This is a genomic window from Streptomyces sp. NPDC033178 (assembly GCF_055577685.1).
In genome coordinates, this window is record NZ_JBVIPT010000010.1 from 192,915 (window position 1) to 217,451 (window position 24,537).

The window sequence follows — 24,537 nt, forward strand, 5'->3', positions numbered from 1 at the left end:
CTCACGATGACTGGGGGCGCTGTCGGTCTGTGCGCGCACCGTAGGATCCGGCAGTTACCGTCGCGTTCCCCGGCGTGGTAACACCGAGCTCTTCCAGGAGTTCGGTGGCGGACGCACGGGCCTGTCCGTCCCCGGTGGCGGTGGCGATGCCGAGCGCGTCCTCGAGGATCCCGGCTGCCTCGCTCTCCCGCCCCAGCCGGATGAGTACCCGTGCCTGGTTGGTCAGCGCGTACGGCAGGCACCAGGACTCACCCAGCCGCCGGGCCAGGGTCAGCGCCTGCATCGCGTGATCCGACGCGGCCGCCAGGTCACCGAGGTTCAGGGTCTGCTGTACGAGATTGCCGCGGGCCAGGACGACATCCGCCGGGTCGCCCGCGAACTCGACCAGCTCCAGCACCCGTTCGCCGTGCGCATGCGCCTCGGTGTACCGCCCTTCGCGCTGGGCGAGCTGGGCCAGGACGTTGAAGGGACCGATCAGGCGCGCCGGGTCCCCGGATGCCTCCGCCGGAGCCAGCGCGCGCTCCGCGGTCCGCCGGGCCTCGGGCAGCCGGTCGAGCAGCAGAAACGCGGATGCCCTGTTGGCCAGGGCCCGGGCCAGCAGCAGTGGGTCGCCGCCGCAGAGCTCCTCCGCTCTCCCCGTGGCCTTGAGGGTCTCCGTATAGCGGCCGGTGCCGAAGTGCAGCACGCTGGCGGCCAGTTGGAACAGAGCCGCCGTACGGGTGTCCACCGCTCCGGGATCGTGTTCCGCGAGCACGTCCAGTCCTTCCGCGGGCCGTCCGGCCCGGCTCAGCACCTCCGCCAGCGCCGCCGCCGCCCGTATCGCCGGTGCCGTACGGCCGGCGTCGGCGAAGGCTCGCATCGCCGCCCGCAGCACTGCCTCGGCCCGGTCGTAGCGCCCCAGCGCCCGCAGCACCGCACCCCAGGCGTGGCGGTCCTCGGCCGCCGGGAGTCCGGCGGCGTCCAGCCGGGCGACGAGATCGCCGTAGTGGCCGTCGGCGGTGTCGTTGGCGTACATCGCGGCCGCCCGCTGCGCCGCCCGCCGCAGGAAGTCGACGGCTCTGGGGTCGTCGGCGCGGCTGAGGTGGTGCGCGGCCGTGTCCACAGCCTCGGGCCGGTGCCGTACGAACGTGTCGGCGAGGAGGATGTGCAGCTTGCGCTGTCGTGCGGCCGTCAGCGCGTCCCGGCAGGCCAGCCGGATCAGCGGATGCCGGAAGCCGTACGTGACGGACGGGAGCCCGCTCTTCAGCGCGGGGGACTCGCCGATGATCCGGCTGCGTACCGCCTGGTCGAGATCGTCGAGGAGTGCGGCGTGAACCAGCCCCAACTCTCCTGCCGCCTCGGCGAGTTCAGCGGCATGCAGTGGCTCACCCGCCACGGAGAGCAGCTCGGCGACCGCCTGCGCGCCGGGGCTCAGGGCCTGGATCCGCTGGGCGGCCAGATAGCCGATGCGTTCCGGCACGGTGCCTTCGCCGTGCCGCAGGGCCGCCGCCCGGTCCGGCGCCGCGGCCAGTTCGCGGGCGAACAGCGGGTTGCCGCCGGAGAGTTCGCAGCAGGCCTGCACGGTGGCTTCGTCGGCCTCGCCGATCGCGTCGATCACGAGCCGTCGGCAGTCCGGCTCGGCCAGTCGCATGATCTCGACCCGGCCGGCCATGCCCTGGGCCAGCAGGGAGGTCAGCGGCCTCATCCGCGCGTCGGCGGGCGAGAGCTCACCTTCGCGCAGCGTGGCCAGGACCCGAAGTCGCCCGGCGCCCACCCGGGCCAAGTGGTAGAGCAGTTGGAAACTTCCCAGGTCCGCGGCGTGCAGATCGTCCAGGACGAGCCAGAGGCCGGTCTTCGCCTCCTGCCCTGCCTCGGTGAGCAGCGAGGCGACCGCGTGGAACAGCTGGGTCCGCTCCTCCTCCGGACCGCCCTGGCTTCGCGGCGCGCCTGTCGTCGGTAGCAGTCCGGCCAGGGCGGGATGACGTATCAGCGCGGCTTGTCCGCCCATGTCCGGCAGGGAGGCCAGATGGTCGTTGACCGCGTCGCCGATCATCCCGTACGGCGTCGGCCCCTCGGCGTCGTGCGCGGTTCCCCACAGCACCACCGCCCCGCCATCGGCGGCCAGCCGGGCCGCCTCGGCCGCGAGCCGCGTCTTTCCGGCCCCGGCCTCGCCGCTGATCACCACCACCGGCCAACGGGGTTCGGCCAGCTCGCGAAGGACGCGCTCCCTGCCCCGCATGGGCGTGTCGACGTGACGGTTCACGGCCTCCGGCAGTCGGCGCCGCTCCGGTGCGACGGGCAGCGCCCGGGCCAACCGCTCACGCAGAACGAGCAGTTCGGACTCGTACGGCGCCAGCCAGTCGGCATACCGGTCCTCGGGCAACAGCTCATGTCCCAGACGTCCGACCGCCGTCACCAACGCACTGCGGTTCCCCTCGCGCAGCGCCGACCGCGCCGCCGAGCGCACCTCGTCCACATCCACCCGGACATGACGCAGGACCACCATCTCGCCGTCGGCAACGAGATAACTCCGCCCGGCCCCCTTCTCCAGCCCCGACTCCAGGACGTGCCGGGCGGCGTGCAGCGCGGCCCGGAGATTGCGCCCGGCCGCCGCCTCCTCCGCGCCGGGCCAGCACGCGTCGATCACCCGCTCGCGATGCAGCCGGTGACCGGGGGCGAGCGCAAGCACCTTCAGCACCGTCCTGGCACTGGAGCGGCGCCACTTCCCCGTCAGGGGTGTGCCGTCACGGGACAGATCGAACCCGCCCAGCAGCGACACGCTCACAACAGGTGGATCACCGCTCACGGTTCCACCTCCAGCCACCTGGGCAACTCTGCGTCGACCAGCCCCGCAGCATAAGGATCACCAGCACCGCTTACAAGACCGGCCTCGGGGTCGGCACCGCTCCGGCGCCTCGGGGTCGGCCGGGCCCGGCCGGTGCGCCGACCGGATCGGGCGACCGTGCTGCCGTGCCTTTTGCTGATTCTCAGCGGAGACTGCGCCGCAGCCTTACCCGATGCGAGTAGTGCGCGGGCAGGAAATGGCCGATGGCCAGCTCGACCTGGCGCCCGTGGCGGACAGGTACAGCCGGTCGATCGTCGACCTGGCGATCGCCACCCTCCGCCCCGGCCACGTCGTGGGCATGCACGTCTTCAACCCTGTGCCCGTCCAGCGCCTCATCGAGCTGATTCCCCGTCCTCACCACCAGCCGGGAGACCCTGGACCGCACGCGGCGGTTCGCCACCGCGCAACTCGGCAAACAGACTATTTCTGAGGCCCACTTCGCCCGCGCCCTTTCTGTGCGGAAAGGCTCCCTGCGCGGTCGTTTGCTTTCGGTGCAGCAGACGCCGTGCGGTGCACGTCAATGTGTCTGACGGGGCGTCAGCCCACTGGGTCGGTCAAGGCCGGCTGGTGGTCTCGTCGGCCCAGTCCCGGATGAGCCGGATCGTGTGCTCGGGCCGTTCCTCGTGCAGGTAGTGCCCGGTGCCGGGCCAGTGGTCCACGCGGGAGCCCGGCGCGTGCGGGGCCCCACGCTCCCAGACGGCGGCTTCGGCCGACGTCCACACCGTGAGCGCGGGCTGCGTGCGGCGGCGTAGATACGCCTCGCTGTGCGGGCGGACGCCGACCGCGCCGGGTTTCGTGTACATCCCGGCGTAGGACTGGGCGATGACGTGGTCCGGCGTGCCGAGCATGGTGCGGATGTGGGCGGTCCGCAGCCCGCGCGGGGCGTCGAGGCCGAAGGCCCCGGCCACGAAGGCGGCTGCCGCGCGGGCGCCGTCCTCGCGGTAGTCGGCGAGGCGGGCCGGGATCCCGTCGACCTCCCCGCCGTGCGCGCCGTGCGCCGGATCGAGGGCGACGACCGACCGTACGGCCCGCGGATGCCGGACCGCGAGAAGGTTCACGACCTGACCGCCCATGGAGTGTCCCACGGCGATCACCGGCCCGGTGCCGAGGACTTCCGTCAGCGCCGCCAGGTCGTTGGCCATCTCCGCCGGGGTGTTGCCGTCCGCCGGCACCGGCGAGCGGCCGTGTCCGCGCAGGTCGGGCACGACCACCCGGAACCGGTCGGCCAGCGCCTCGGCGTGCGGCGACCACTCCCGGCCGTCACCGCCCCAGCCGTGCACCAGCAGGAGAGTGGGGGCGTCCGCCCGGCCCAGGGTCGTGTGAAACAGGTCGACGCGGTCCGTCACTGCTCCCGCTCCCGGTAGGTGGCGTACGCGAAGTCGCCGTACACGCCCGCTCCGTCGAGGTCCTGGACCCACAGCCCGAGCATGGCGCCGGTGAAACCCAGGACCCGCAGCTGACCATCGTGGAACTCGTCGGCGTGCTCGTCCGACAGGACGGTGGCGTCGAGATCGAGGGGGAGGACGTACGGGCCATCGCCATCGCCATCGGTGTCGGCGTCGTAGTCGTACGAGAACCGGAGGACCGGTCCGTCGAGTTCCGCTCGCAGCACCACCGGGCGCCCGGCTTCGAGCTCGACCTCGACCGGATGCGCCGTGAGATGCCCGGCCGCGCAGCTCAGGGCCGTCAGCAGGGGGCTGCCGTCGTCGTTCGCGGTCACGTACAGATAGTGCCAGTTGCGGGTGTTGTAGTAGGCGGTGAGCCCGGCCAGGTGGTCGGGGGTGCGGGGTGCGAAGGTCAGCCGCGTCTCGAAGGAGCAGCGCTGTGCGGTGACCCGGCGGGCGACCAGGCTGGGAGTGCGGCGGCCGGCGGGGGACTGGCCGCCGTGGATCCGCAGCCGTCCGCGGGCCGGCTCGACCCAGTCCGGGGTCGCGGGGCGGCGCAGCGTCGACCACTCGCGTCCCAGGGCGTCGAAGTGATCGGTGGCCGGCTCCTCGGGCAGCGGAGCCGGCGGCAGCGCGGGTGCGGGCACCGTGGTCGCGGGCACCCCGCCCGCGATCCTCGGCCAGCCGTCCTCGGTCCAGGTCACCGGTTGCAGCGCCGTCTCCCGGCCGAGCACACACCGGCCCCGCTCGCCGTAGGGGCGGGCGACGATGTGCGCGGCGTACCACTCCCCGGTCGACGTCTCGACGAGCGAGCAGTGCCCGGCCTTCTGGAGTGCCAGCGACGGGTCGTGACGTGCCGTCAGCAGCGGTCCGGCCGGGTCGGGTTCGTACGGGCCGAAGAGGTCACGGGAGCGGGCGACGGCCGCGCCGTGCTCGTAGCCGGTGCCGCCCTCGGCGTGCACGAGGTAGTACCAGCCGTCCCGGCGGTACAGGTGCGGTCCCTCGGCGACCCCGGCGGCGGTGCCCACGGAGATCGTCCGGGGCTCGCCCGACAGGGCCTGGGTCTTGCGGTCGTACTCCTGGAGCTCGATCCCCGCGAAGGACTCCCGGCCGGGACGCCAGTCGAACCGCATGTTGAGCAGCCAGCTCCGGCCGTCTTCCTGATGGAACAGCGACACGTCGAAGCCGCGGGCGTGCAACGGCACCGGGTCGGACCACGGCCCCTCGATCGACGGCGCCGTGGTCACGTAGTTGGGCAGGTCCTTCCAGCCTTCGGCATAGGTGTCGACGACGGTGAAGACCAGGTGGAACAGCCCGTCCGCGTACGACAGTCCGGGTGCCCAGACGCCACCGGAGTCCGGGACGCCGGTCAGGCCGAGGAGGCGTGTGCTGTCCAACGCCCCGCCCAGGGTGCGCCAGTTCACCAGATCCCGCGAGTGGTGGAGCCGTACGCCCGGGTACCACTCGAAGGTCGAGGTGGCGATGTAGTGGTCGTCGCCGACCCGCAGGATCACGGGGTCGGGTTCGAAGCCGCGCAGGACGGGGTTCTGGATCAACATGGTCACCGGGTGCTTTCGATCAGAGGGCGGGCCGGTGCGGTCCCCCGTACCGCACCGGCCCTGATGGCAGGTCAGCCGCGGTACAGCACCAGGCTGCTGAGCGGTCCGAGCTTCGGCCGGTGGCCGGCGCCGACCGTCCTTCCGGTCGCGAGGTCGCGCGCCGGGCCGAAGTCGGGACGGGTGGGCAGGGTGAACGTCTTGTCGGTGCTGGTGTTCATGGCGATGAGGTAGTCGCCGTAGACACAGAGATAGAACGGGGCGCGGCCGACGAGCATGGTCTCGACGCCCTCGAAGTGGACGCCGAGGGCGGGGTCGGGGACGTCGGCGGGGATCGGGGCGAGGTGGTAGACGTCGTCGGCGAGGGCCTGGTGGAGGGTGTCGCCGGGGGGCGGGAAGCCGCCGGGCGGGATGTGCGCGGCACCGGGGTCGTTGATGGCGTAGTCCCACAGGATCCAGTCGCGCACCGTGAAGGTGTCGTCGGTGGTGCCCGCGCTGCGCTGACGGACAGTGGCTGAGCGCTGGTCGACGGGCGTGACGTGGTGAACGCGGGCGTAGTCGTTGACGCCCTGCCGGGCCCGCCAGTACAGGGACGCGAAGAGGAGTTCCCTGCCGTTCTTGACGGCGACGCAGCCGTTCTCCTCGTCGGTGACGACGAAGTCCGGCCGGTCCCAGTCGGTCGGGATACGGGCCGGGCGGGCGGCGAGGGACTGGAAGACGTCCCAGTCGCGGGAGACCAGCCGCAGGGCGTTGAGGCCGACACGGGTCCAGGTGTGGGTGGCCTGGAGGCCCAGCTGCGGGTACAGCTGGCCGTCCGCCACCATCTCCTGGGTCCAGCCGATGATGTCGGGGTCCTTGAAGACGACCGCCGCCATCAGGGGGTTGGAGTCCCAGGCGGTGCGGGAGGCGTACCCGGTCTCGCCGGGGTAGACCTCGTTGCGCCAGCCGATGACGGTCTCGATGCGGGAGATCCGGCAGTTGTCCGCGTCGACGTCCAGGATGCGGAAGTTGCCGCGCGCCTTGGTCATCTTGACCATCTGCTCGCGCAGTTCGGGAGCTTCCTGGCCGCCGTGTCCGCGCGTGACGGACTCGTACATCATCACGAGCCAGTCCATGACCTCGCCGTAGTTGCCGACGTAGCCGAGTTCGCGGGTCAGGCCCGCCTTCGTCACCTGGTAGTAGCTCTCGCCGAGCGGCTTGGTCGGGTTGCCGTCCGCGTCCTCCGGGCCGAGGTAGGGCTTGATCCCGATCGACTGGTACAGGTAGTCGCGGGCCCGGTCCTCCGGCAGCGCCAGGTCCGGGGCGAGGAGTCCGAGGCCGCGGTTGGCCTGGTAGAGGCCGATGGCGCAGATCTGCGACTGGTTGCTGTAGTGCGGGAAGTGCTGACGCCAGTAGTCCCGGCTCGACTTGAGCATGTCGATGTACGCGTCCCGGCGCACCGGCGGTACGGGGGTGTCGGTGTCGGCGGGCGAGACGAGCGTGACGTCGTCGAACCAGGCCGTGCCCGGACCGGCCAGCCGCAGATGCATCTCCATCTGGGTGGCGCCGGCCGGGGTCTCCAGGTCGATCGAGACGTACTCCCAGTCGTGGGTGCCCGTACTCGCGTACTTCTTGTGGTCGCCGCCGACCAGGTTGCCGCTCGCGTCGAAGAACAGCGGGTCGATGTAGGCACCGAGACCGGTGACGCCGTCGGTCCTGATCCACGCGCCGTACGTGTAAGTGCCGTCACCGACACGGGTCTTGGGGGCGGAGAAGACGAAGCTGTAACCGTTCGTGGCGGTGGCCTGGAGCTTGAGGGAGGCCGAGCCGGAGCGGGAGACGGTGGTGTCGCGCGCGAAGGTCCCGCCGCCAGCGGAGGCCCAGCCTGGCGCCTCCCAGGAGGTGGGCTTGTCGGCGCCCGACTCGAAGCCGGGGTTGGCGATGGCGTACGGGGAGCCGGTGACCTGCTCGCCGAGCCGGGCCTGGCCCAAGTGCTCCCAGAGCAGGGCCAGTACGAGACCGACACGGCCGAAGCCCTGCCACTGCTGGTCGGAGCCGGTGAGCACCGTGCTGTCGGACTTCCACGCCAGATAGCGGCCGTCGATCGCCTGCAGGACCCGGTCCAGTGCGGCGTCCTGCTGGTACGCCGGGCTGCCGGACCACAGGTAGCCCTCCGCGAGGGACTGCATCGCCCAGCCGTCCATGGTCGCGGGCGTCGCGGTGGTGAGGTAGTTCTTCTGGTCCTTCAGCACCCGCGCCCTGATGGCGTCCATGACCTCCTCGCCACCGGTGCGGGGCTTCGGCCGCGGGGCCGGGCCCTGCACCTCGCCCTTGGGCGGTACGAAGAACGGGTCGGTGTGGGTGTAGAGGCGGTAGATGCCACGCGAGGGCGTCGTCATGCTGTAGAAGAGCTGGGCCTGGTTCTGGCCGTAGGGCCAGATGCGGCCCATCGCGCGTATCTCCAGCGTCACCTTCCTCTTGCCGGCGGTCAGCTTCTCCGGCAGCGGAATGGTGTGGAAGAAGAAGCGGCCGGGGGTGCGCGGCGCGGTGTCGAGGATGTCCAGGCTGTCGACGGCGCCCTGGTCCTGGTGGCCGACCTGCTTGCCCTCGCAGAACAGCTGGAGGCGCCAGTTCCTGGAGCCGAAGCCGGCCTCCTCGGAACTGCCGTCGTGGTCGTCGCCCCACAGCCGGACCGTCACATAGGTGGTGCCGGTCGGGCTGACCGCGACGTCGAACGTGAGCGTGCCGCCCCAATACGACGCCGGATCGGCCGGGTTGAGAACGCGGGCGCTCTGCCCCAGACCGCCGGTCACCGTGTCGGAGAGGGTCGCGGTCAGGTCGTGGGCCGCCTCGGAGTCCGCGTCGCCGAAGACAACGGTGTCCAACGGTGTGCGCTGCGCGGGGGCCTTCGCCGGGGGCGCGGCCACGGCGGGCGAGGCTCCCTGCCAGCCGAGGCCGGCGCCGACGACGGCGACACCGGCCGTCGTACCGGCGTACTTGAGCACTTCACGACGTCTGGGTGCGTGGGACACGACTGGTCCTTTACTTCAGGCTGCCCATGAGGATTCCGCTGCGCCAGTACTTCTGGAGCGCGAACATGAAGATCGCCAGCGGAATGATCGACAGCAGGGAACCGGTGAGGACGAGCGTGTTCATGTCCCGGGAGCCCTGCGCCTGTTGGACCCACGAGAAGAGACCCAGGGTGACGGGGAAGGTGCGCTCGCCGTTGAGCATGAACAGGGGCAGGAAGAAGTTGTTCCAGATGTTGATGAAGTCGAGCATGAAGATCGTGACGCCGCCGGTGCGCATGAGGTTCAGCGCGATCGAGAAGAAGATCCGCGTCTCACTGGCCCCGTCGATCCGGGCCGCCTCCATCAGCTCGGGGGGCACGGACGTGTCGGCGTACACCTTGCCGAGGTAGACCCCGAACGGGTTGATGGAGTACGGGATCAGCACGGCCCACACGGTGTTGGTGATGCCGATCTCCGAGAAGACGAGGTACAGCGGGAACGCGAGCAGCGTGCTCGGCAGCAGCGACGCGCCGACGATGACCGCGAACATCGCCCCCCGGCCCCGGAACTCGAACTTCGAGATGCCGTAACCGGCGGCGAGCGAGATGAAGGTGGAGCTGGCCGCGCCGACGGTGGAGTAGAGGAGGGAGTTGCCGATCCAGCGTCCGAAGACGCCGTCGTGGTAGTCCCAGATCGCGGTGAAGTTGTCGGCGAAGTGGTTGGAGGAGAACCACAGGCCGAACGTGGAGTACAGGTCGGTCTGGTTCTTGGTGGAGGACACCAGGAGGAACCAGGTGGGCGCGATCGAGTACAGCAGGAAGACGATCAGCAGGCCGGTGGTCAGGGCGACCGCGCCGCGGGTGGGGCGCACCCCGCCCCCTGAGGTACTGGTGGCGGGCGAGGCCTTGGTGGCGGCGGTGCTCATGACATCTTCCTGTTCGTGACGCGGTAGAAGACGAAGGCGAGGATGCCGGTGACGACGGCGAGAACCAGCGACTCGGCGGCGGCGTACTGGTAGTTGCCGGTCTTGAACGCCTTGTCGAAGATCTCCATCATCGGCGTGAAGTCGGTACTGATGGACTCCGGCGCCACATACCGCAACAGCAGCGGCTCGGCGAACAGCTGGAGCCGGCCGATCAGCGAGAACATGCCCGTCAACACCAGGATTCCGGTGATGTTCGGCACCTTGATCGACCAGGCGATCCGCCACTCGCGGGCCCCGTCGATCCGGGCCGCCTCGTACAGCTCGCGGGGCAGGGCCTGCAGCGAGGCGGAGATCAGGATCATGTTGAAGCCGATGCCCTGCCAGGTGAGCAGATTGCCCAGCGAGAGGTACGTGTTGATACCGCCGAACAACGACAGGTGCATTCCCGCACGGTCCGCCAGGTCGATGATCGGGCTGATCGTCGGGCTGTAGAGGAACAGCCACATCAAGGTGGAGACGACACTCGGGACGACGTAGGGGATGAGCAGTCCGGCCCGGAAGAACCGGACCGCCCGCGCCGCGACCCCGTCGAGCAGCAGCGCCAGCAGCAGCGAGATCCCGAGCATGACGATGATCTGCACGCCACCGAAGAGCAGCGTGCGCCCCATGCTCGACCAGAAGGCGCTGTCGGACAGGATCGTCGCGAAGTTGGAGAACCCCGTGTAGACGACCTTCGTCGGGCCGAAGCCGATGCCGCTGCTCTTCTTCTCGCGCAGGCTCTGGCTGAAGGCGTACGCGATCGGCAGGACGTAGGTGAACAGGAAGCCCACGAGGAAGGGCAGAGCGAACAGCACGCCCTTGTAGGCTCCCCGCCTCCCCGACCGGCGGGGGGAAGTCCGCCGGGGGGAGTTGGCGGCGACCTCGGGCGGTCGCGTCAGGGTGGACACGGAACTCTCCAAGTCAGTGCTCGGTCTGTCTGTTGAGCGTGTGCGAGGGGGGTCAGCCGCCTGCGACGGCGTTGACGCCCTTGTCCTTGAGGTCGGTGAGCGTCCACTCCTGGAGGTGCGTCAGCATCTCCTTGACGGTGATCTCCTTCTTCATGACCTTGCCCCACTGCTTCTGCATCTCGGAGTACATGGAGGCGTAGTTGGGCCCGTACTGCCATTGGCCGCCGACCCGGGAGGCGGCCGTGGTGATCACGTTCGCGCTGTCGGACTCACCGTCGAACATCTCGGTCGGGATGATCTTGTCGACGTACGGGGAGACGTCGTTGACCGCCGGGAAGAGACCGGACTTGGACGCGGGGTCGGTGAGCGCGGTCAGCGACTCCTTGCTGCTGGACAGCCAGGCCGCGAACTGTGCGGCACGGTCCGGGTACTTGCAGCCCTTCAGCACGGCCGTCACGTCGAAGTTGCTGGAGGTCTGCGGCTTGGCGGTGTCGAAGAGAGGGGCGTCCGCGAGCTGCCATTTGCCCTTGGACTTGGGGAAGTTGGTGTCGTAGATCGGCAGCTGCCAGGTGGACGTGGTCATCAGGATCGTCTTGCCGAGGTCCCAGGTCTTGAAGACGCCCGGGTCGGCGTACGAGGCGCTGGAGGCGAGGTTGTTGTCGACCAGCTCCTGGACGACATCGCCCGCCTTGAGGGCCTCGGGCGAGGTGAAGTCGATGATCCAGTGGTCGCCGTCCACCTTGTACCACTCGGCCCCGGCCTGCCAGGACAGGTCGACCAGCGTGCTCGGGTCCTCCCCCGCCATGTTGTAGATCTTGACGTTCTTGTCCTTCTTCTGGACCGCCTTGCCGGCCGCGATCAGGTCGTCCCAGGTCTTGGGCGCCTCGATGCCGTACTTCTCGAACAGGTCCGCGCGATAGGCGGTGAACAGCGGTGAGGAGCCGGTGGGGATGCCGTAGGTGGCGCCGCCGGGGCTCACGGAGTTCCAGGCCGGTGTGGTGTAGCCGGCCTTGTACTGCGCGGCGATCTTGGTGATGTCGGTGAGCAGCCCGTCGGCGGCGAAGTTCGCCAGGTTCATCCCGTCCATCTTGGACAGACAGGGGGCGTTGCCGGAGGTCACCGCGGCGCGGAGCTTCTGGTAGACCGTGTCGCCGGCCGCGTTGACGAACTTGATCTGGGTCTCGGGGTGCTCCTTGTTCCAGACCTTGACCTGGGCCTCGATGCCCTCGGTCCAGCTCCAGAACTCCAGGTTCACCTTGCCCTCGGTGCTGGGCTTGGCGGCGGCGTCGGAGTCGCCGTCGCCGGAACAGGCGGCCAGGACGAGGGACAGAGAGAGGGCGGCGGCCGCGCCGGCGAAAGCTCTCGTGCGGAAGGTGCTCATCAGGTCCTCCGGGAAAGGACGGGACAGCGCTGCGATGGGGGACGGGCGCGGTCGGCTCAGGGGAGGGGCAGGCATTCGGTCCGGAAATGATTCAGTAACCGTTTGCTGTGGGACCGTAGGGCTCAGACGGGGCGGACCACAAGGGGGCGGCGCCTAACTGTTTCGTCAACCTTTCCCGCAGGTTACCCCGGAGCGGCACTGACCTGGCGATTTTCTCAATCTGTCGATTTGGATGAGCGTTCGGGGGGTGTGGGGTAACGGACGATGACATGGGAAGAACCGTTGACCTGGCGACGATCTCGTCAGTAGCGTGGAATACGTTTACTTGCTGATCCCACTCCTTCCCATGCCGAAGCGGGAGTTCCATGCCCACGTCACAGCTGCCGCGCGTCCTGTTCGTGATGAACCCGGTGCACCTTCCGGAGCTCTTCCCGCCCCGGCAGATGACACGGCTTCAGGATCTGGCGCGATTCGATCCCGAGCTGGTCGTGCGCGACTTCGCCGATCCGGAGGCGGTGCGCGCGCTGGCCGATGCGGAGATCCTGATCACCGGCTGGGGCTGTCCGCACATAGGCGCCGACGTGCTGGCCGCGGCGCCCCGGCTGCGGGCCGTCCTGCACGCCGCGGGCAGTGTGCGCGGTCTGCTCGGCGAAGCCGTCTGGGAGCGCGGCATCGCCGTCTCCAGCGCGGTGCAGGCCAATGCGCTCCCGGTCGCCGAGTACACGCTCGCCGCGATCCTCTTCGCCGGTAAGAACGCCTTCGGCCTGCGGGAACGCTTCGGGGCCGAGCACGTGTACCCGGCGCCCGGCGACCACGGGCCGATCGGCAACCTCGGCCGGCGGGTCGGGATCATCGGCGCGTCCAGAGTCGGCAGACGGGTCCTGGAACTACTGCGTCCCTTCGACCTCTCGCCCACCCTGTACGACCCGTACGTGGACGATGCCGAGGCCGCCGAGCTGGGCGCCGTACGCCTGCCGCTCGACGAGCTGATCCGTACCAGCGACATCGTCAGCCTGCACGCCCCCGACATCCCGGAGACGCACCGGATGCTCGACCGCGCGAGGCTCGCGCTGATCCCGGACGGCGGCGTGCTCATCAACACGTCCCGAGGTGCCCTCGTCGACCCCCTCGCGCTCACCGACGAACTGGTGAGCGGCCGGATCAGCGCCGTGCTCGATGTCACCGAACCCGAGCCCCTCCCCGCCGACTCGCCCTTGTACCACCTGTCGAACGTGTTCCTGACGCCGCACATCGCCGGGTCGCTCGGCAACGAACTGGAGCGTCTGGGCCGCACAGTGGTCGACGAGCTCGAACGCTTCGCCGCGGGACACCAGCCCGCTCACCGGGTCGTGCGGGCCGACCTCGTGAAGAGTGCCTGAGACCGGTTCTCCTCCCCTGTGCCCGCTGCCGAGGCGTACGGGGCGAGGCGCATCGAGGGCGTCGTAGGCCGACGTCCGTCACCGTCCTGGCGGAGGCGTGCGCAGGCGGCGCCTCCGCCCGCACCGCCCAACCGTCAGCACGGCGCGGCGGAGTCGAGAGCGATCAGCACCGCGGAGCCCTCGGTCGGCAGGCCCACGCGCAGAGCGCGCCCGCACTCGTCCCAGTCGAGGGTCGCCCGCACCCCCGCTTCGAAGAGCACTCGCGGGCGGTCGTTCCCGTCGGCCCAGGGCAGCGGGACGTGCACGGTCTCCGGGGCGCCGTCGCGGCGCCAGAGGCCCAGGAGAGTGGTGCCGTCAGGCGTGGTGAGCGCGAGGGCGAGCCAGCCGTCGCGCCAGCCCGGCAGGCCCAAAGGCCAGCGGGGGTGGGCGGTCGGCAGGAGGTGGCGGTAGGTCTTGTACGTGGCCAACGCCTCGTACACGATGCCCATCTGATGCTTCGTCAGAAGGTCGGGCCGGCCGCTGAGATGGACTCGGCCGAGCATCGCGGACACCATCACCATGCCGAGTTCGGCGTCGGTGTGCTCCGGCAGCGGGTACGCCCAGATCGCGCCCTGCTCCGGGGTGACCGCGGTGGGAGCGGCGGCGGCGATGGCGGGCAGCAGGCGGAAGTCCTGCTGGTCGGTGACGGAGTGCACGGGCAGCCGGGACAGGATCGCGTGGTCGGTACGGCTGCCTCCGGCCGCACAGCTTTCCAGGACCAGGGACGGGTGCCGGTCGAGGACGCCGTCGAGCCAGTCGAGGTAGGCGCGATTGTGGCCGAGGAGGCCGTCGCCGGGGCTGTCGGTGCCGTCCGGGCCGTCGGTGCCCGCACCGATGTCGATGTTGTAGTCGAGCTTGAGGTACCCGACGCCGTAGTCGCGCACCAGCCGGTCCACGACCGTGTCGAGATGGGCGCGGGCTGCCGGATGCCGCAGGTCGAGTTGATGACGGCCCCACTCCGCCACTCGGACACCACCGCGGCGGAAGAAGGCCTCGTCGGGAAGCGAGGCGGCGACCGGGCTGCGTACGCCGACCACCTCGGGCTCCAGCCACAGCCCCGGGACCATGTCGGCCGCCCGGATGTGGTCCAGGACCTCACCTAGCCCGCCGGGGAAGCGAGTCGCCGACTCCTGCCACTCGCCCACCGCGTCCCACCAGCCGGGGACCCCGCCCTGGCCGACGGTGCCGGGCGGCTCGGTGTCGTACCAGCCCGCGTCGATGCAGAAGTACTCGGCGCCCGCTGCCGCCGCCGCGTCCACCAGGGGGAGCAGGGCCTTCGTGCTGGGCTCGCCCATCAGGCTGTTCATGAAGTCGTTGAAGACGATGGGGAGTTGCTCGTGGTCGGCGTGCGGCCGGCGGGTGGCACGGCGTTGGGCGGTGAGCGCCGCGAGCGCGGCCTCGAAGCCGCCCTCCGGGACCAGGGCGACCGTGACCGGGACGGTGCGGAAGGACTCGCCCGGGGCGAGGCTGCGGCGCCACTGGTGTTCGCGGTCGGTCGGGCCGGACAGCGCCAGGTACACGTCGTCGAAGCGGTCGGCGAGTTCGGCGTGCCAGGAGCCGTTGTGCTCGATCTGCCACAGCAGGGCACGACCGGTCGAGGGCTCCTCCAGGCAGCCCATCGGCAGGTACTCGGAGGAGGACCAGGAGCCGGTACTGGTCACGGCGATGCGGTTCTTCGAGCCGGTCTGGCCGTACGCGACCATGCCGACGTCGTACAGTCCGCGCTCGGCGAGGGTGGCCCGCGACCAGCGGAACTCGCCGCTCCAGGGGTTGGCCGCGAGCCAGAGCGAGAGGCCGTCCTCCCAGCGTTCGCCGTCGGGCAGGTGCCGGGCCAGGTTGGACAGGGCGAAGGAGGAGGTGTACTCCAGCGTGACCGGACGATCGCCGCTGTTCTCGACGCTCACCTCGGCGTGCAGCACGGGAGCGTCCTCGCGCAGCGTGTAGACGGCGGTGGCCCGCAGGCCGCTGTCCTCGTCTGCCATGCGCACGCGCAGGGTGCGTACGCCGGCGGCGTCGTCCTCGTTGTGGCCGGTCCGGCGCAGGCCGCGCGAGACCGCTCCGTCCACATGGCGCTTGCCGGACGTGCCGAGGCGTCCGCCGTCCGTGGTCTGGATCTCGACCAGGGACAGCGCCCGCTGCGCGAGCCGTGCGCACCGCTCCGGTTCGCGTACCGGATCGGGCAACGAGGCCGCCTCGCCCGCCGCGAGGAGGCGCACCGGACCTGCCGGGTCGAGGGAGATGAGCAGGGACAACGCGTCGGTTCCCCAGCGAAGGTGGGCCATGGACATCGGTAACGCACTCCGGCTGTGAGCGGGACGGGGAGAGGAAACGTTTACTGCTGAAGGACGGTAGTTCTCAGACACCCCTCACTTCAAGGGGCTTCCGATGCAGTAACGTCGAGCTGTGACGGATCAGGAGAGCGGGGCCCGCACGTCGAGCCCTCGAACCGAGAGCGGCAGGCGTCGGCGCGGTGGTGCGGGTCAGGACAAGCCCAGCACGATCCGAGACGTCGCCGCGCAGGCCGGCGTATCCGTAGCAACCGTTTCCCGTGCTCTGGCCGGGAACTACCCGGTCTCTGAGGACACCCGGGCCCGCGTCATGTCGGCGGTCGAGTCACTGCACTACGTCGTGAACGTCCATGCCAAGGCGCTGTCCGGCCGGGTCGCGGGCCCCGTCGCGCTGGTCATCCAGGACATCACCGGCCCCTCCTTCGCCCATGTCGCCGCCGGAGTGGAGCAGGAGGCGGCCACCCACGGCAGGTTGAGCCTGGTCTGCGCCACCCACGGCGACTCGGATCGCGAGGACGACCTGGTGCAGCTCATGCGGGAGCAGCACGCGGCGGCGGTGGTCCTCGTCGGCGGAGTGGTACCGAGCGAGGCATATCACCGGCGTATGGCCCAGTACGCCGCCGCCCTGGACGCCGCCGGATCCCGGCTGGTGCTGTGCGGGCGCCCGCCGCTGCCCGAAGGGCTTCCGGTGACGGTGGTGGAGTACGACAACAAGGGAGGCGCCTTTCAGGCCGCCGACCATCTGCTCACGGCGGGCCACCGGCGCATCCTCTTCCTCGGCGGCGAGCCCCTGCAGAGCAGTTCCGAGGAGCGCAGGGCCGGCTACCGCCAAGCCCTGCGCGCCCACGACGTGCCGTACGCCGAGGAACTGGACGTTCCCGGTACGTACACGCGCGTCTCGGGCTATCAGCGGACCCGGGACGCCCTGCGCTCGGGCCTGAACTTCACGGCGGTCTTCGCGGGAACCGACATGGTGGCCGTCGGAGCGCTCGCCGCTCTCCGCGAGGCCGGTCTTGACGTCCCCGGCGACGTGTCGGTCGTGGGCTTCGACGACGTGCCCTTCGCCGCCGACCTGTCGCCGTCCCTCACCACGGTCCGGGTGCCCTACGAGGAACTGGGGCGCACCGCCGTGCGCCTGGCGCTGGGTCGCGAGGAGTGTCTCGCCGGGGACGACCACGTGGTGCTCAGCACCCAGCTGGTCATCCGTCAGTCCGTACGTCGGACGTCGTGAGCGGAACCGGCGTCGGCCGGAGGGATGGCCAGTGGCCTCCCTCCGGCGAGCCCGCGTTCCTCTGATCATTGACCCGTCCGCCGGGGTGGTGATTGTGTAGCGTTCGGTTACTACCTTCCCTCAGGCCGCTTACCGCGGTGGGGCGACTGCGGACGAGGAGCGGGCAAAGCGATGCCGAGGCGGACGACGGACCGTGGGCGGGCCACGGTCAAGGATGTCGCGGCCCGAGCCCGGGTCTCCACGGCGACCGTTTCCCGGGTCCTCGGAGGTACGTACCCGGTGGCAGCCGTCACCCGGAACCGGGTTCAGCGGGCCCTGCGGGATCTGGACTACGTCGTCAACGCCAATGCGCGGTCGCTGGGCCAGGCGACCAGCAACACCGTCGCCTTCGTCGTCAACGACGTCACCGGGCCGTCCTTCGCGCACATCGCTCAGGGCGTTGAGCAGCAGGCCTCCGCGGAAGGCCGCCTCTGCCTGGTGTGCACGACGCACCACGACCCGGCCCGCGAGCTCGCCGTCATCAACCTCATGCGCGAGCAGCGCGCCGAAGCAGTGATCCTGGTCGGTGGTGCGGTGCAGACGCCCGAGTACACCGAGCGGATGGTCAGACTCGCCCGTTCCCTGGACGCCGACGGCTCGCGCCTGGTGCTGTGCGGACGGTCGTCCCTCGGCCCGGACGTCCCCGAGACCGTCGTTGAGTACGACAACGAGGGCGGCGCCTTCAGCATGACCAGCTATCTGCTCTCCCTGGGCCATGAACGCATCGCTCTGGTCGGTGTCGAGCGCCACACCGTTGCCGCCGGCCGCGTGGCAGGATACCGGCGAGCCTTGGAGAGCCGAGGCCTGTCCTACGATCCCGACGTGGTCGTCCCAGGCCCGTACACACGCGAGGCCGGCTACCGCGCCACCCGTGAACTCCTCGCCAAGGGCACCGAGTTCACGGCCGTGTTCGCGATGACGGACATGATCGCTGCCGGGGTGTACAAGGCGCTGCGCGAAGCCGGATTGCGGGTCCCGGACGACGTGTCGGTCGTGGGCTTCGACGACATCCCGCTCGCCACCGACCTCGCGCCCGAGCTCACCACTGTCCACGTTCCGCACGAGGAACTGGGTCGCGCCGCGGTGCGTCTCGCCCTCAACCGGGCCGACCATCCCGTCCAGCACCTGACCATGGGCACCCATGTCGTCGTCCGTGGCTCGGCCGGACCGGTCGGGGCACGGCGCCCCGGGGACACCGCCTGAGGGTCGCCACTCCCCTGTGTGGACCTCACCGAGCCCCTTGGCATCACCGAACTGCTGATTCGGGAGAGCCACCACGGTCCGGGAAAGCCGGGAGGGGCTTTGGCGGAGGCGGATCGTCTCCGCCCTGCGCGTCGGCGACGACAGAACCTGTCGGCTCATCGCCACCGGCCCAGCAGGCACCCGCGCGGAGATCCTCCTCCCCGATGGCACCCGCACCCGACGCGGCCCGGGGTTGCATCACTTCACGGCTGAACGTCCGGGACAAAGCCGTGCCTTCCTGAGGCCTGCCACGTTCGTCGCGCCCGGCCACTCCGCGATTCACCTTGCGGCAAGCATTGACAAGGTTGCGCAAGCTTGCCGAGTATGGGTAACGAAGAGTTCATGCAGCGGTAACTGCGGAACGGAGTGGCAGCGTGGCCCCCACCTTGACCGACGTCGCGAAGCGCGCGAATGTGGCGCTTTCCACGGCATCCCGGGCATTCAGTGACCCCCAGCGGCTGGGGCCGGAGACCTTGCGCAAGGTTCTGGAGGTTGCGCAAGAGCTGGGCTACGAGCCACCGCCGCCGCCACGTCCCGCCGAGTTGCCGTCGGACACCGCCACCGTGGCCGTGATCGTGCCGGACATCGCCAACCCGGTCTTCGGCGCCTTCGTGAAGGCCGCGCAGGCCCAGGGCTGGCACCGCGGGCAGACCATCGTGCTCGCCGACACCGACTTCGATCCCGACCGGGAGCGGGCGGTGATCACGCAGCTGCGTGCCAGGTCCGCCGGGCTCGTGGTGTGCTCGCCCCGGCTCGACGCAGAGGACGTCCTCGCCCTTTGCGGCGACACCCCCGTCGTGCTCGTCAACCGGGAGACCACCACCGCGGACTGTGTTCTCGCGGACGCCGGTGACGGGCTGCGCCAGACCGTCGAGTACCTGGCGGCGCTGGGCCACCGGCACCTCGCGTACGTCCAGGGATCACAGCACTCGTGGTCCAACAGCCATCGCGTCGATCTGGCCCGTGTCCAGGCCGAGCGGGTCGGCCTGGAGCTGGAGGTGCTCGGCTGGCAGTCCGAGACGGTGGCCGGCGGTACCGCCGCGGCGGCCGGTGTGATCGCGTCCGGCGCCTCCGCGGTCATCGCGCACAACGACCTCGTCGCCCTCGGTGTGATCGCCGGAGCGCGGCAGCTCGGGGTGCGTGTCCCGGACGACCTCAGCGTGGTCGGCATCGACGACATGCCGCTCGCCGCGACCGCGTACCCCGCACTGAGCACCATCGCGGTCCCCATGGACCGGGCCGGGGCGCTCAGCCTGGAGATGCTCTCCCAGGCCATCGGCGACGAGCACCGGGAGCCGCGCACCCTGCGGCTGCCCACCCAGCTCGTGGTCCGCGGCTCCACCGGACCGGTCGCGACGACCCGCACGCCCCCCGTCACCAGGGAGCACGCATGACGCACAAGGATCCGCCCCAGAACGACACCGGCGGTCTCAACGTCGTCGTCGCCGACCCCAACCTGGCACCCCTGCGCGAGCGGTTCGAGGCGGACCTGCCCGGCCGGACCACCGTGAGCTGGCCCGACCTCGCGGACACCGACGCCGTCGTCGAAGCACTGCGCGACGCCGACGTGCTGGTGTCGGGGGTGTGCTCGCCCGAGATGGCGGCGGTGGGCAAGGGCCTGCGCCTGGTGCACGCCGCCGGTGCCGGCATCGACAAGATCGACGTCGCGGCGCTGCCCCCGGGCACGCTCGTCGCCAACACTTTCCATCACGAGGACTCGATCGCCGAGTACGTCGTGGCCGCCACGGTCCTGCTGCGGCGCGGGTTCCTGCGTCAGGACGCGGCGCTGCGGCGCGGCACCTGGGACTCGCCCGCCCATTCGCCCGGAGCACCGTGGCCCGACGCGCTGGGGGACACCACGGTCGGATTCGTCGGGTTCGGGCACATCGGCGCCCGCACCTGGCAACGTTTCCGGGCGTTCGGCGCCCGAGGTGTGGCCGTCACCCGGCGCGGGGACGTCGATGCGGTCGCCGAGAGGCTCGTGTGGGCGGGGCGCGTCGACGATCTGGACGCACTCCTGGACACCGCGGACGTGGTCGTGGTCTCGGTACCGCTCTCCGAGCGGACCACCGGGCTGATCGGCGCGGCGGAACTGGCCCGCATGGGCGAGTCGGCCGTCCTGGTCAACGTCGGCCGCGGTCCCGTCGTCGACGAGAACGCGCTGTACGCCTCCCTGCGCGACGGTGTGATCGGGGGCGCCGCGATCGACGTCTGGTACGACTACCCGGCCTCGGGCAACACGGGGACGCCGAGCCGCCACGCCTTCCACGAGCTGCCCAACGTGCTGATGACGCCGCATTCCTCGGGGCTCACCCGGCAGACCTTCGCCCGCCGGATGTCCGACATCACAGCCAACATCCGCCGTCTGGCGGCCGGCGAGGGGCTGCACAACATAGTGGAGAGGGTCCGATGAGCAAGCCTGACACCATCGTCGCGGCGGACGTCATCGTCACCAGCCCGGGACGCAACTTCGTCACCCTCAAGATCACCACCGCCGAAGGGCTGGTGGGCTGGGGCGACGCCACCCTCAACGGCCGCGAACTCGCCGTCGCCTCCTACCTCCGCGACCACCTCGCCCCACTCCTCATCGGGCGCGACCCGGCCCGCATCGAGGACACCTGGCAATACCTGTACCGCGGGGTGTACTGGCGGCGCGGCCCGGTCACCATGACCTCCATCGGCGCCGTCGACCTCGCCCTGTGGGACATCAAGGGCAAGGCCACCGACCAGCCGGTCTACCAACTCCTCGGCGGCGCGGTCCGCGACCGCGTCCTCACCTACACCCACGCCACCGGCTGGGACGTCCCGCAGCTGCTCGACTCCCTCGACGCCCAGCGCGAGCGCGGCTTCCAGGCCATCCGGGCCCAGACAGGTGTGCCCGGGCTGGACATCGTCTACGGCGTCGGCAGTCCGGACGCCGGATACGAGCCGGCCGGCCGCGGCGCCGCCCCCGTCGAGGAGGTCTGGGACACCGCCGCCTATCTGCGGCACGCCCCCGGCGCGCTGGCCGCGGCCCGTGAGCACGTCGGGCCCGAGGTGAAGCTCCTCCACGACGCCCACCACCGCCTCACCCCGAACGAGGCCGCACGCCTGGGCCGCGCCCTGGAGGACGTCGACCTCTTCTGGCTGGAGGACGTCACCCCGGCCGAGAACCAGGAAGTGCTCCGCCATGTGCGCCGGCACACCACGACACCGCTGGCGATCGGTGAGGTCTTCAACACCGTCTGGGAATGCCAGACGCTCATCACCGAGCAGCTGATCGACTACGTACGCACCTGCGTCACACACGCCGGCGGCATCAGTCATCTGCGCCGCATCGCCGCCCTGGCGGAGGTCTGGCAGGTGAAGCTGGGCCCGCACGGCCCCTCGGACGTCTCACCCGTCGCGCTGGCCGCGTCCCTGCACGTCGGCCTGTCCACCCCGAACTTCGCCATCCAGGAGTACATGGGCTACGAGCCGCTGGCCCACGAGGTGTTCCGGCACGACTGGAGCTACGCCGACGGGCATCTGCACCCCGGCGACGCCCCCGGCCTCGGCGTCGAGGTCGACGAGGCCCTGGCCGCCCGGTACCCCTACGAACCCGCCTACCTGCCCGTTGCCCGCCGCCGCGACGGCTCGATGACGGACTGGTGACCGCCGAGATGACGACCACGGACCTTCCCACCCTCAACTCCCGTACGGTGACGGGCTCTTCACTCCTGCACCGGCGCACGCTCGCCGACACCGGCATCGTGCACCTCGGCCTCGGCAACTTCCACCGCGCCCACCAGGCCGTCTACACCGCGGCCGCCCTCGACCACACCGACGGCCCCTGGGGGATCCTCGGAGTGGCGAGCCGCTCGGCGGCCGTGGCCGACGCGCTGCGGGCCCAGGACTTCCGCTACGGCGTGGTCGAGATCTCGCCGACGGAATCCCGCGTCACGATTCCCGCCGTGCACACCGGAGCGCTGGTGGCCACGCGGCAGCCGGACGCCGTCCTCGACGCCGTCGCCGCCCCGGCCACCAGGATCGTCTCGCTCACCGTCACCGAGCACGGCTACACCTTCTCGCCGCGCACCGGGCACCTCGACACCGCGCACGACGGCGTACGGTCCGACCTGCGTGGCGACACACCGCCGCGGACCACGATCGGCCTGATCGTACGAGGGCTGCAGCGCCGCCTGCGCTCGCACGCCACGCCCGTCACCGTGCTCAGCTGCGACAACCTGGCCGGCAACGGAGGGCAGACCGAGCGCCTGGTGCGGGAGTTCGCCGAGGCCCTGCCGGCCGGCGAGCGTGACGAACTCCTCCCGTGGCTGGCAGGCGCCGTGACGTTCCCGAACACCATGGTCGACCGGATCGTCCCGGCCACCACCGACGCGTACCGCCGAACGGTCGCCGACCGGCTCGGCCTGCGGGACGAAGTCCCCGTGGCCGCCGAGCCGTTCACCATGTGGGTCCTGGAGGACCGCTTCGCCGCAGGACGACCCGGCTGGGAGCATGGCGGCGCGCTGTTCACCGAGGACGTCGAGCCGTACGAACTGCTCAAACTGCGGCTGCTGAACGGCACGCATTCGCTCATCGCCTACCTCGGCGCGCTCGACGGCCGGGCCACCATCCCGGACGCGATCGCCCGGCCCGTCGTCGCAGAGGCCGCGCGCCGCGTCCTGCACGACGACTACCTGCCCAGCCTCACCGTCCCCGCCGGCCTCGACCTCGACGCCTACGTGGCACAGCTCTTCGACCGCTGGGCCAACACGGCTCTCGGACACCGCACCCAGCAGGTCGGTTCGGACGGGTCCGTCAAGCTGCGCCAGCGGGTGCCGGATCCGGCACTCAGGCAGCTGCGCGGCGGACGGATGCCCCACCATCTCGCGCTGACCGTCGCCGCGTACCTGTGCTGCATGGCGCCGCCCACCGGCCTCGATGCCGGTCCGCACGCCGCCGCGATGGCGGACCCGGCGCGCGAAGGGCTACGGCGGACGGCCGAACGCACCACGTCCGTACGGGACTTCGTCACCGCCGTCATCAGCGGCGGCCTGCTCGGCGACCGGCTCGCCGAGCACCCCCAATTCACCGAGCGGGTCGCCGAGTTCATCGGCATCCTCGCCCGGCACGGCACGGACGCGGCGGCGGGCGCCGCGGCCGAGGCCGCCGACTCGGAGCCGCTGCTGGCGGCCTGAGCTCCAACCCAACCCCTCTCACAAGGATGTGAGGCCGTGTCAGTTCCCACTGCACCCACGAGGACCAGAGCCGCCGTACTGCACGGCCCGGACGACCTCCGCGTCGAAGAGGTCCCCCTGGGCCCCCTCGGCCCCGACGAGGTGCTCGTCGAGATCGACGCCGTGGGCATCTGCGGCTCCGACATGCACTACTTCGCGAGCGGCCGCAATGGTCAGAACGTGCTCCGGCAGCCGACCGTCCTCGGCCACGAGGCTTCCGGTGTCGTCACGGCGGCCGGCCCCAGGGCGGGTGTCGAGGCCGGTACCCCGGTCGCGATCGAACCCGCGGTCGGCTGCGGCACCTGCCAGACCTGTCGTTCGGGCCGCTACAACCTCTGTCCGCACGGCACCTGCCTCGGCTCACCGCCCACACATGGAGTCCTCGCCGGACACGTCGTCCTCCCCGCCCGGGCCGTCCATCCGCTGCCGGACGGGGTTCCGCTGGAACTCGGTTCACTGATCGAGCCGTTGACCGTCGCGGTCTGGGCCGTGCGACGGGCCGAAGTCGCCTTCGGACACCGGGTCCTGATCACCGGAGCCGGACCGATCGGCATCCTCGTGGCCCAGGTGGCGCGAGCCGCGGGCGCGGCCGAGGTGATCGTCACCGATGTGAACGACGCCCGGCTCGCCCAGGCCCGCAAGCTCGGCGCCACGGCGGTGGTCAACACCGCCGCACAGGACCTCGAACTCACCGGCATGGACCGGCTGTTGGAGTGCTCGGCCCACCCCGCCGCACTCTGGCAGGGGCTTCGTACCCTGAAGCCCGCCGCACGCGCCACCGTCGTCGGACAGGCCGCTCCCGCCGTCGACGGACTACCGCTCGCGCATCTCCAGCGGTGGGAGATCGACCTCGTCACCGCGTTCCGCTACGCCCACGCGTTCCCCACCGCGCTGGCCCTGGCGGCCGACGGCCGGGTGGACCTCTCGTCCGTCCTCACCGGCCGCTTCCCGCTCGACCGTGCCACCGACGCCCTGCGCGCACCGGTCACGGACCCGACGCACCTGAAGGTCGTCGTCCGTCCGCACGGCACCGCTGCCTGAACATCCAAGGCCGACAACCGCGTTGAGGCGGCCCGGCAGTTCGCCGCACCCTTCCGTACCGCGCTGCCC

At 70.8% G+C, this 24,537-nt stretch carries 16 protein-coding genes and 1 pseudogene; 9 read left to right on the forward strand and 8 right to left on the reverse strand.

Features of this window, described 5'->3' with window-relative positions; translation table 11 throughout:
* Position 1: 1 nt before the first annotated feature.
* Positions 2 to 2,785, reverse strand: a complete 2,784-nt coding sequence (locus tag ACZ5VQ_RS25105) for an ATP-binding protein (protein WP_469106818.1) — start codon at positions 2,783 to 2,785, stop codon at positions 2 to 4.
* 289 nt (positions 2,786 to 3,074) lie between these two features.
* Between ACZ5VQ_RS25105 and ACZ5VQ_RS25110 the strand changes: the two are divergent.
* Positions 3,075 to 3,249, forward strand: a pseudogene (locus ACZ5VQ_RS25110) (3-hydroxyacyl-CoA dehydrogenase NAD-binding domain-containing protein); the annotation flags it as partial.
* Positions 3,250 to 3,378: 129 nt separating this feature from the next.
* On the opposite strand, the gene ACZ5VQ_RS25115 reads toward ACZ5VQ_RS25110, so the two are convergent.
* The 6 genes from ACZ5VQ_RS25115 to ACZ5VQ_RS25140 all read right to left on the reverse strand — a co-directional run bounded on the left by ACZ5VQ_RS25115 (position 3,379) and on the right by ACZ5VQ_RS25140 (position 12,008).
* The gene (locus ACZ5VQ_RS25115) at positions 3,379 to 4,170 is read right to left on the reverse strand and encodes an alpha/beta fold hydrolase (protein ID WP_469106819.1); all 792 of its coding nucleotides are present in this window, start codon (positions 4,168 to 4,170) and stop codon (positions 3,379 to 3,381) included.
* Positions 4,167 to 5,765: a glycoside hydrolase family 43 protein gene (locus tag ACZ5VQ_RS25120; protein WP_469106954.1), complete on the reverse strand. Its 1,599-nt coding sequence runs from the start codon at positions 5,763 to 5,765 to the stop codon at positions 4,167 to 4,169. The genes ACZ5VQ_RS25115 and ACZ5VQ_RS25120 overlap by 4 nt, the downstream gene beginning before the upstream one ends.
* 74 nt (positions 5,766 to 5,839) lie before the next feature.
* Positions 5,840 to 8,776, reverse strand: a complete 2,937-nt coding sequence (locus ACZ5VQ_RS25125; RefSeq protein WP_469106820.1) for a Tat pathway signal sequence domain protein — start codon at positions 8,774 to 8,776, stop codon at positions 5,840 to 5,842.
* A 10-nt stretch (positions 8,777 to 8,786) separates the two neighbouring features.
* Complete coding sequence (locus tag ACZ5VQ_RS25130; protein WP_469106821.1) at positions 8,787 to 9,680, reverse strand: carbohydrate ABC transporter permease; 894 nt, start codon at positions 9,678 to 9,680, stop codon at positions 8,787 to 8,789.
* A complete protein-coding gene (locus ACZ5VQ_RS25135; RefSeq protein WP_469106822.1) occupies positions 9,677 to 10,627 on the reverse strand; it encodes a carbohydrate ABC transporter permease in 951 nt (316 codons plus the stop codon). The genes ACZ5VQ_RS25130 and ACZ5VQ_RS25135 overlap by 4 nt, the downstream gene beginning before the upstream one ends.
* Before the next feature lie 52 nt (positions 10,628 to 10,679).
* Positions 10,680 to 12,008, reverse strand: a complete 1,329-nt coding sequence (locus tag ACZ5VQ_RS25140; protein ID WP_469106823.1) for an ABC transporter substrate-binding protein — start codon at positions 12,006 to 12,008, stop codon at positions 10,680 to 10,682.
* Between the two features lie 365 nt (positions 12,009 to 12,373).
* On the opposite strand from ACZ5VQ_RS25140, the gene ACZ5VQ_RS25145 reads away from it, so the two are divergent.
* Positions 12,374 to 13,387: a hydroxyacid dehydrogenase gene (locus tag ACZ5VQ_RS25145; protein ID WP_469106824.1), complete on the forward strand. Its 1,014-nt coding sequence runs from the start codon at positions 12,374 to 12,376 to the stop codon at positions 13,385 to 13,387.
* Positions 13,388 to 13,521: 134 nt separating this feature from the next.
* Here ACZ5VQ_RS25145 and ACZ5VQ_RS25150 read toward each other — a convergent pair whose 3' ends face one another.
* Complete coding sequence (locus ACZ5VQ_RS25150; protein WP_469106825.1) at positions 13,522 to 15,714, reverse strand: glycoside hydrolase family 36 protein; 2,193 nt, start codon at positions 15,712 to 15,714, stop codon at positions 13,522 to 13,524.
* Positions 15,715 to 15,829: 115 nt separating this feature from the next.
* Here ACZ5VQ_RS25150 and ACZ5VQ_RS25155 point away from each other — a divergent pair, with 115 nt between their 5' ends.
* The 7 genes from ACZ5VQ_RS25155 (at position 15,830) to ACZ5VQ_RS25185 (ending at position 24,468) form a co-directional block, all read left to right on the forward strand.
* Positions 15,830 to 16,945 (forward strand): LacI family DNA-binding transcriptional regulator, encoded by a 1,116-nt coding sequence (locus tag ACZ5VQ_RS25155; RefSeq protein WP_469106826.1) that lies wholly within the window; start codon positions 15,830 to 15,832, stop codon positions 16,943 to 16,945.
* Between the two features lie 171 nt (positions 16,946 to 17,116).
* Complete coding sequence (locus ACZ5VQ_RS25160) at positions 17,117 to 18,187, forward strand: LacI family DNA-binding transcriptional regulator (protein WP_469106827.1); 1,071 nt, start codon at positions 17,117 to 17,119, stop codon at positions 18,185 to 18,187.
* A gap of 413 nt (positions 18,188 to 18,600) precedes the next feature.
* Entirely contained in the window at positions 18,601 to 19,620 is a 1,020-nt protein-coding gene (locus ACZ5VQ_RS25165) for a LacI family DNA-binding transcriptional regulator (protein WP_469106828.1), read from the forward strand.
* The gene (locus ACZ5VQ_RS25170) at positions 19,617 to 20,639 is read left to right on the forward strand and encodes a 2-hydroxyacid dehydrogenase (protein ID WP_469106829.1); all 1,023 of its coding nucleotides are present in this window, start codon (positions 19,617 to 19,619) and stop codon (positions 20,637 to 20,639) included. The genes ACZ5VQ_RS25165 and ACZ5VQ_RS25170 overlap by 4 nt, the downstream gene beginning before the upstream one ends.
* Positions 20,636 to 21,859 (forward strand): D-mannonate dehydratase ManD, encoded by a 1,224-nt coding sequence (manD, locus tag ACZ5VQ_RS25175; protein ID WP_469106830.1) that lies wholly within the window; start codon positions 20,636 to 20,638, stop codon positions 21,857 to 21,859. Before ACZ5VQ_RS25170 ends, manD begins: the two co-directional genes overlap by 4 nt.
* Positions 21,860 to 21,867: 8 nt before the next feature.
* Entirely contained in the window at positions 21,868 to 23,388 is a 1,521-nt protein-coding gene (locus ACZ5VQ_RS25180; RefSeq protein WP_469106831.1) for a mannitol dehydrogenase family protein, read from the forward strand.
* Positions 23,389 to 23,424: 36 nt separating this feature from the next.
* Entirely contained in the window at positions 23,425 to 24,468 is a 1,044-nt protein-coding gene (locus tag ACZ5VQ_RS25185; protein WP_469106832.1) for an NAD(P)-dependent alcohol dehydrogenase, read from the forward strand.
* Positions 24,469 to 24,537: the final 69 nt, after the last annotated feature.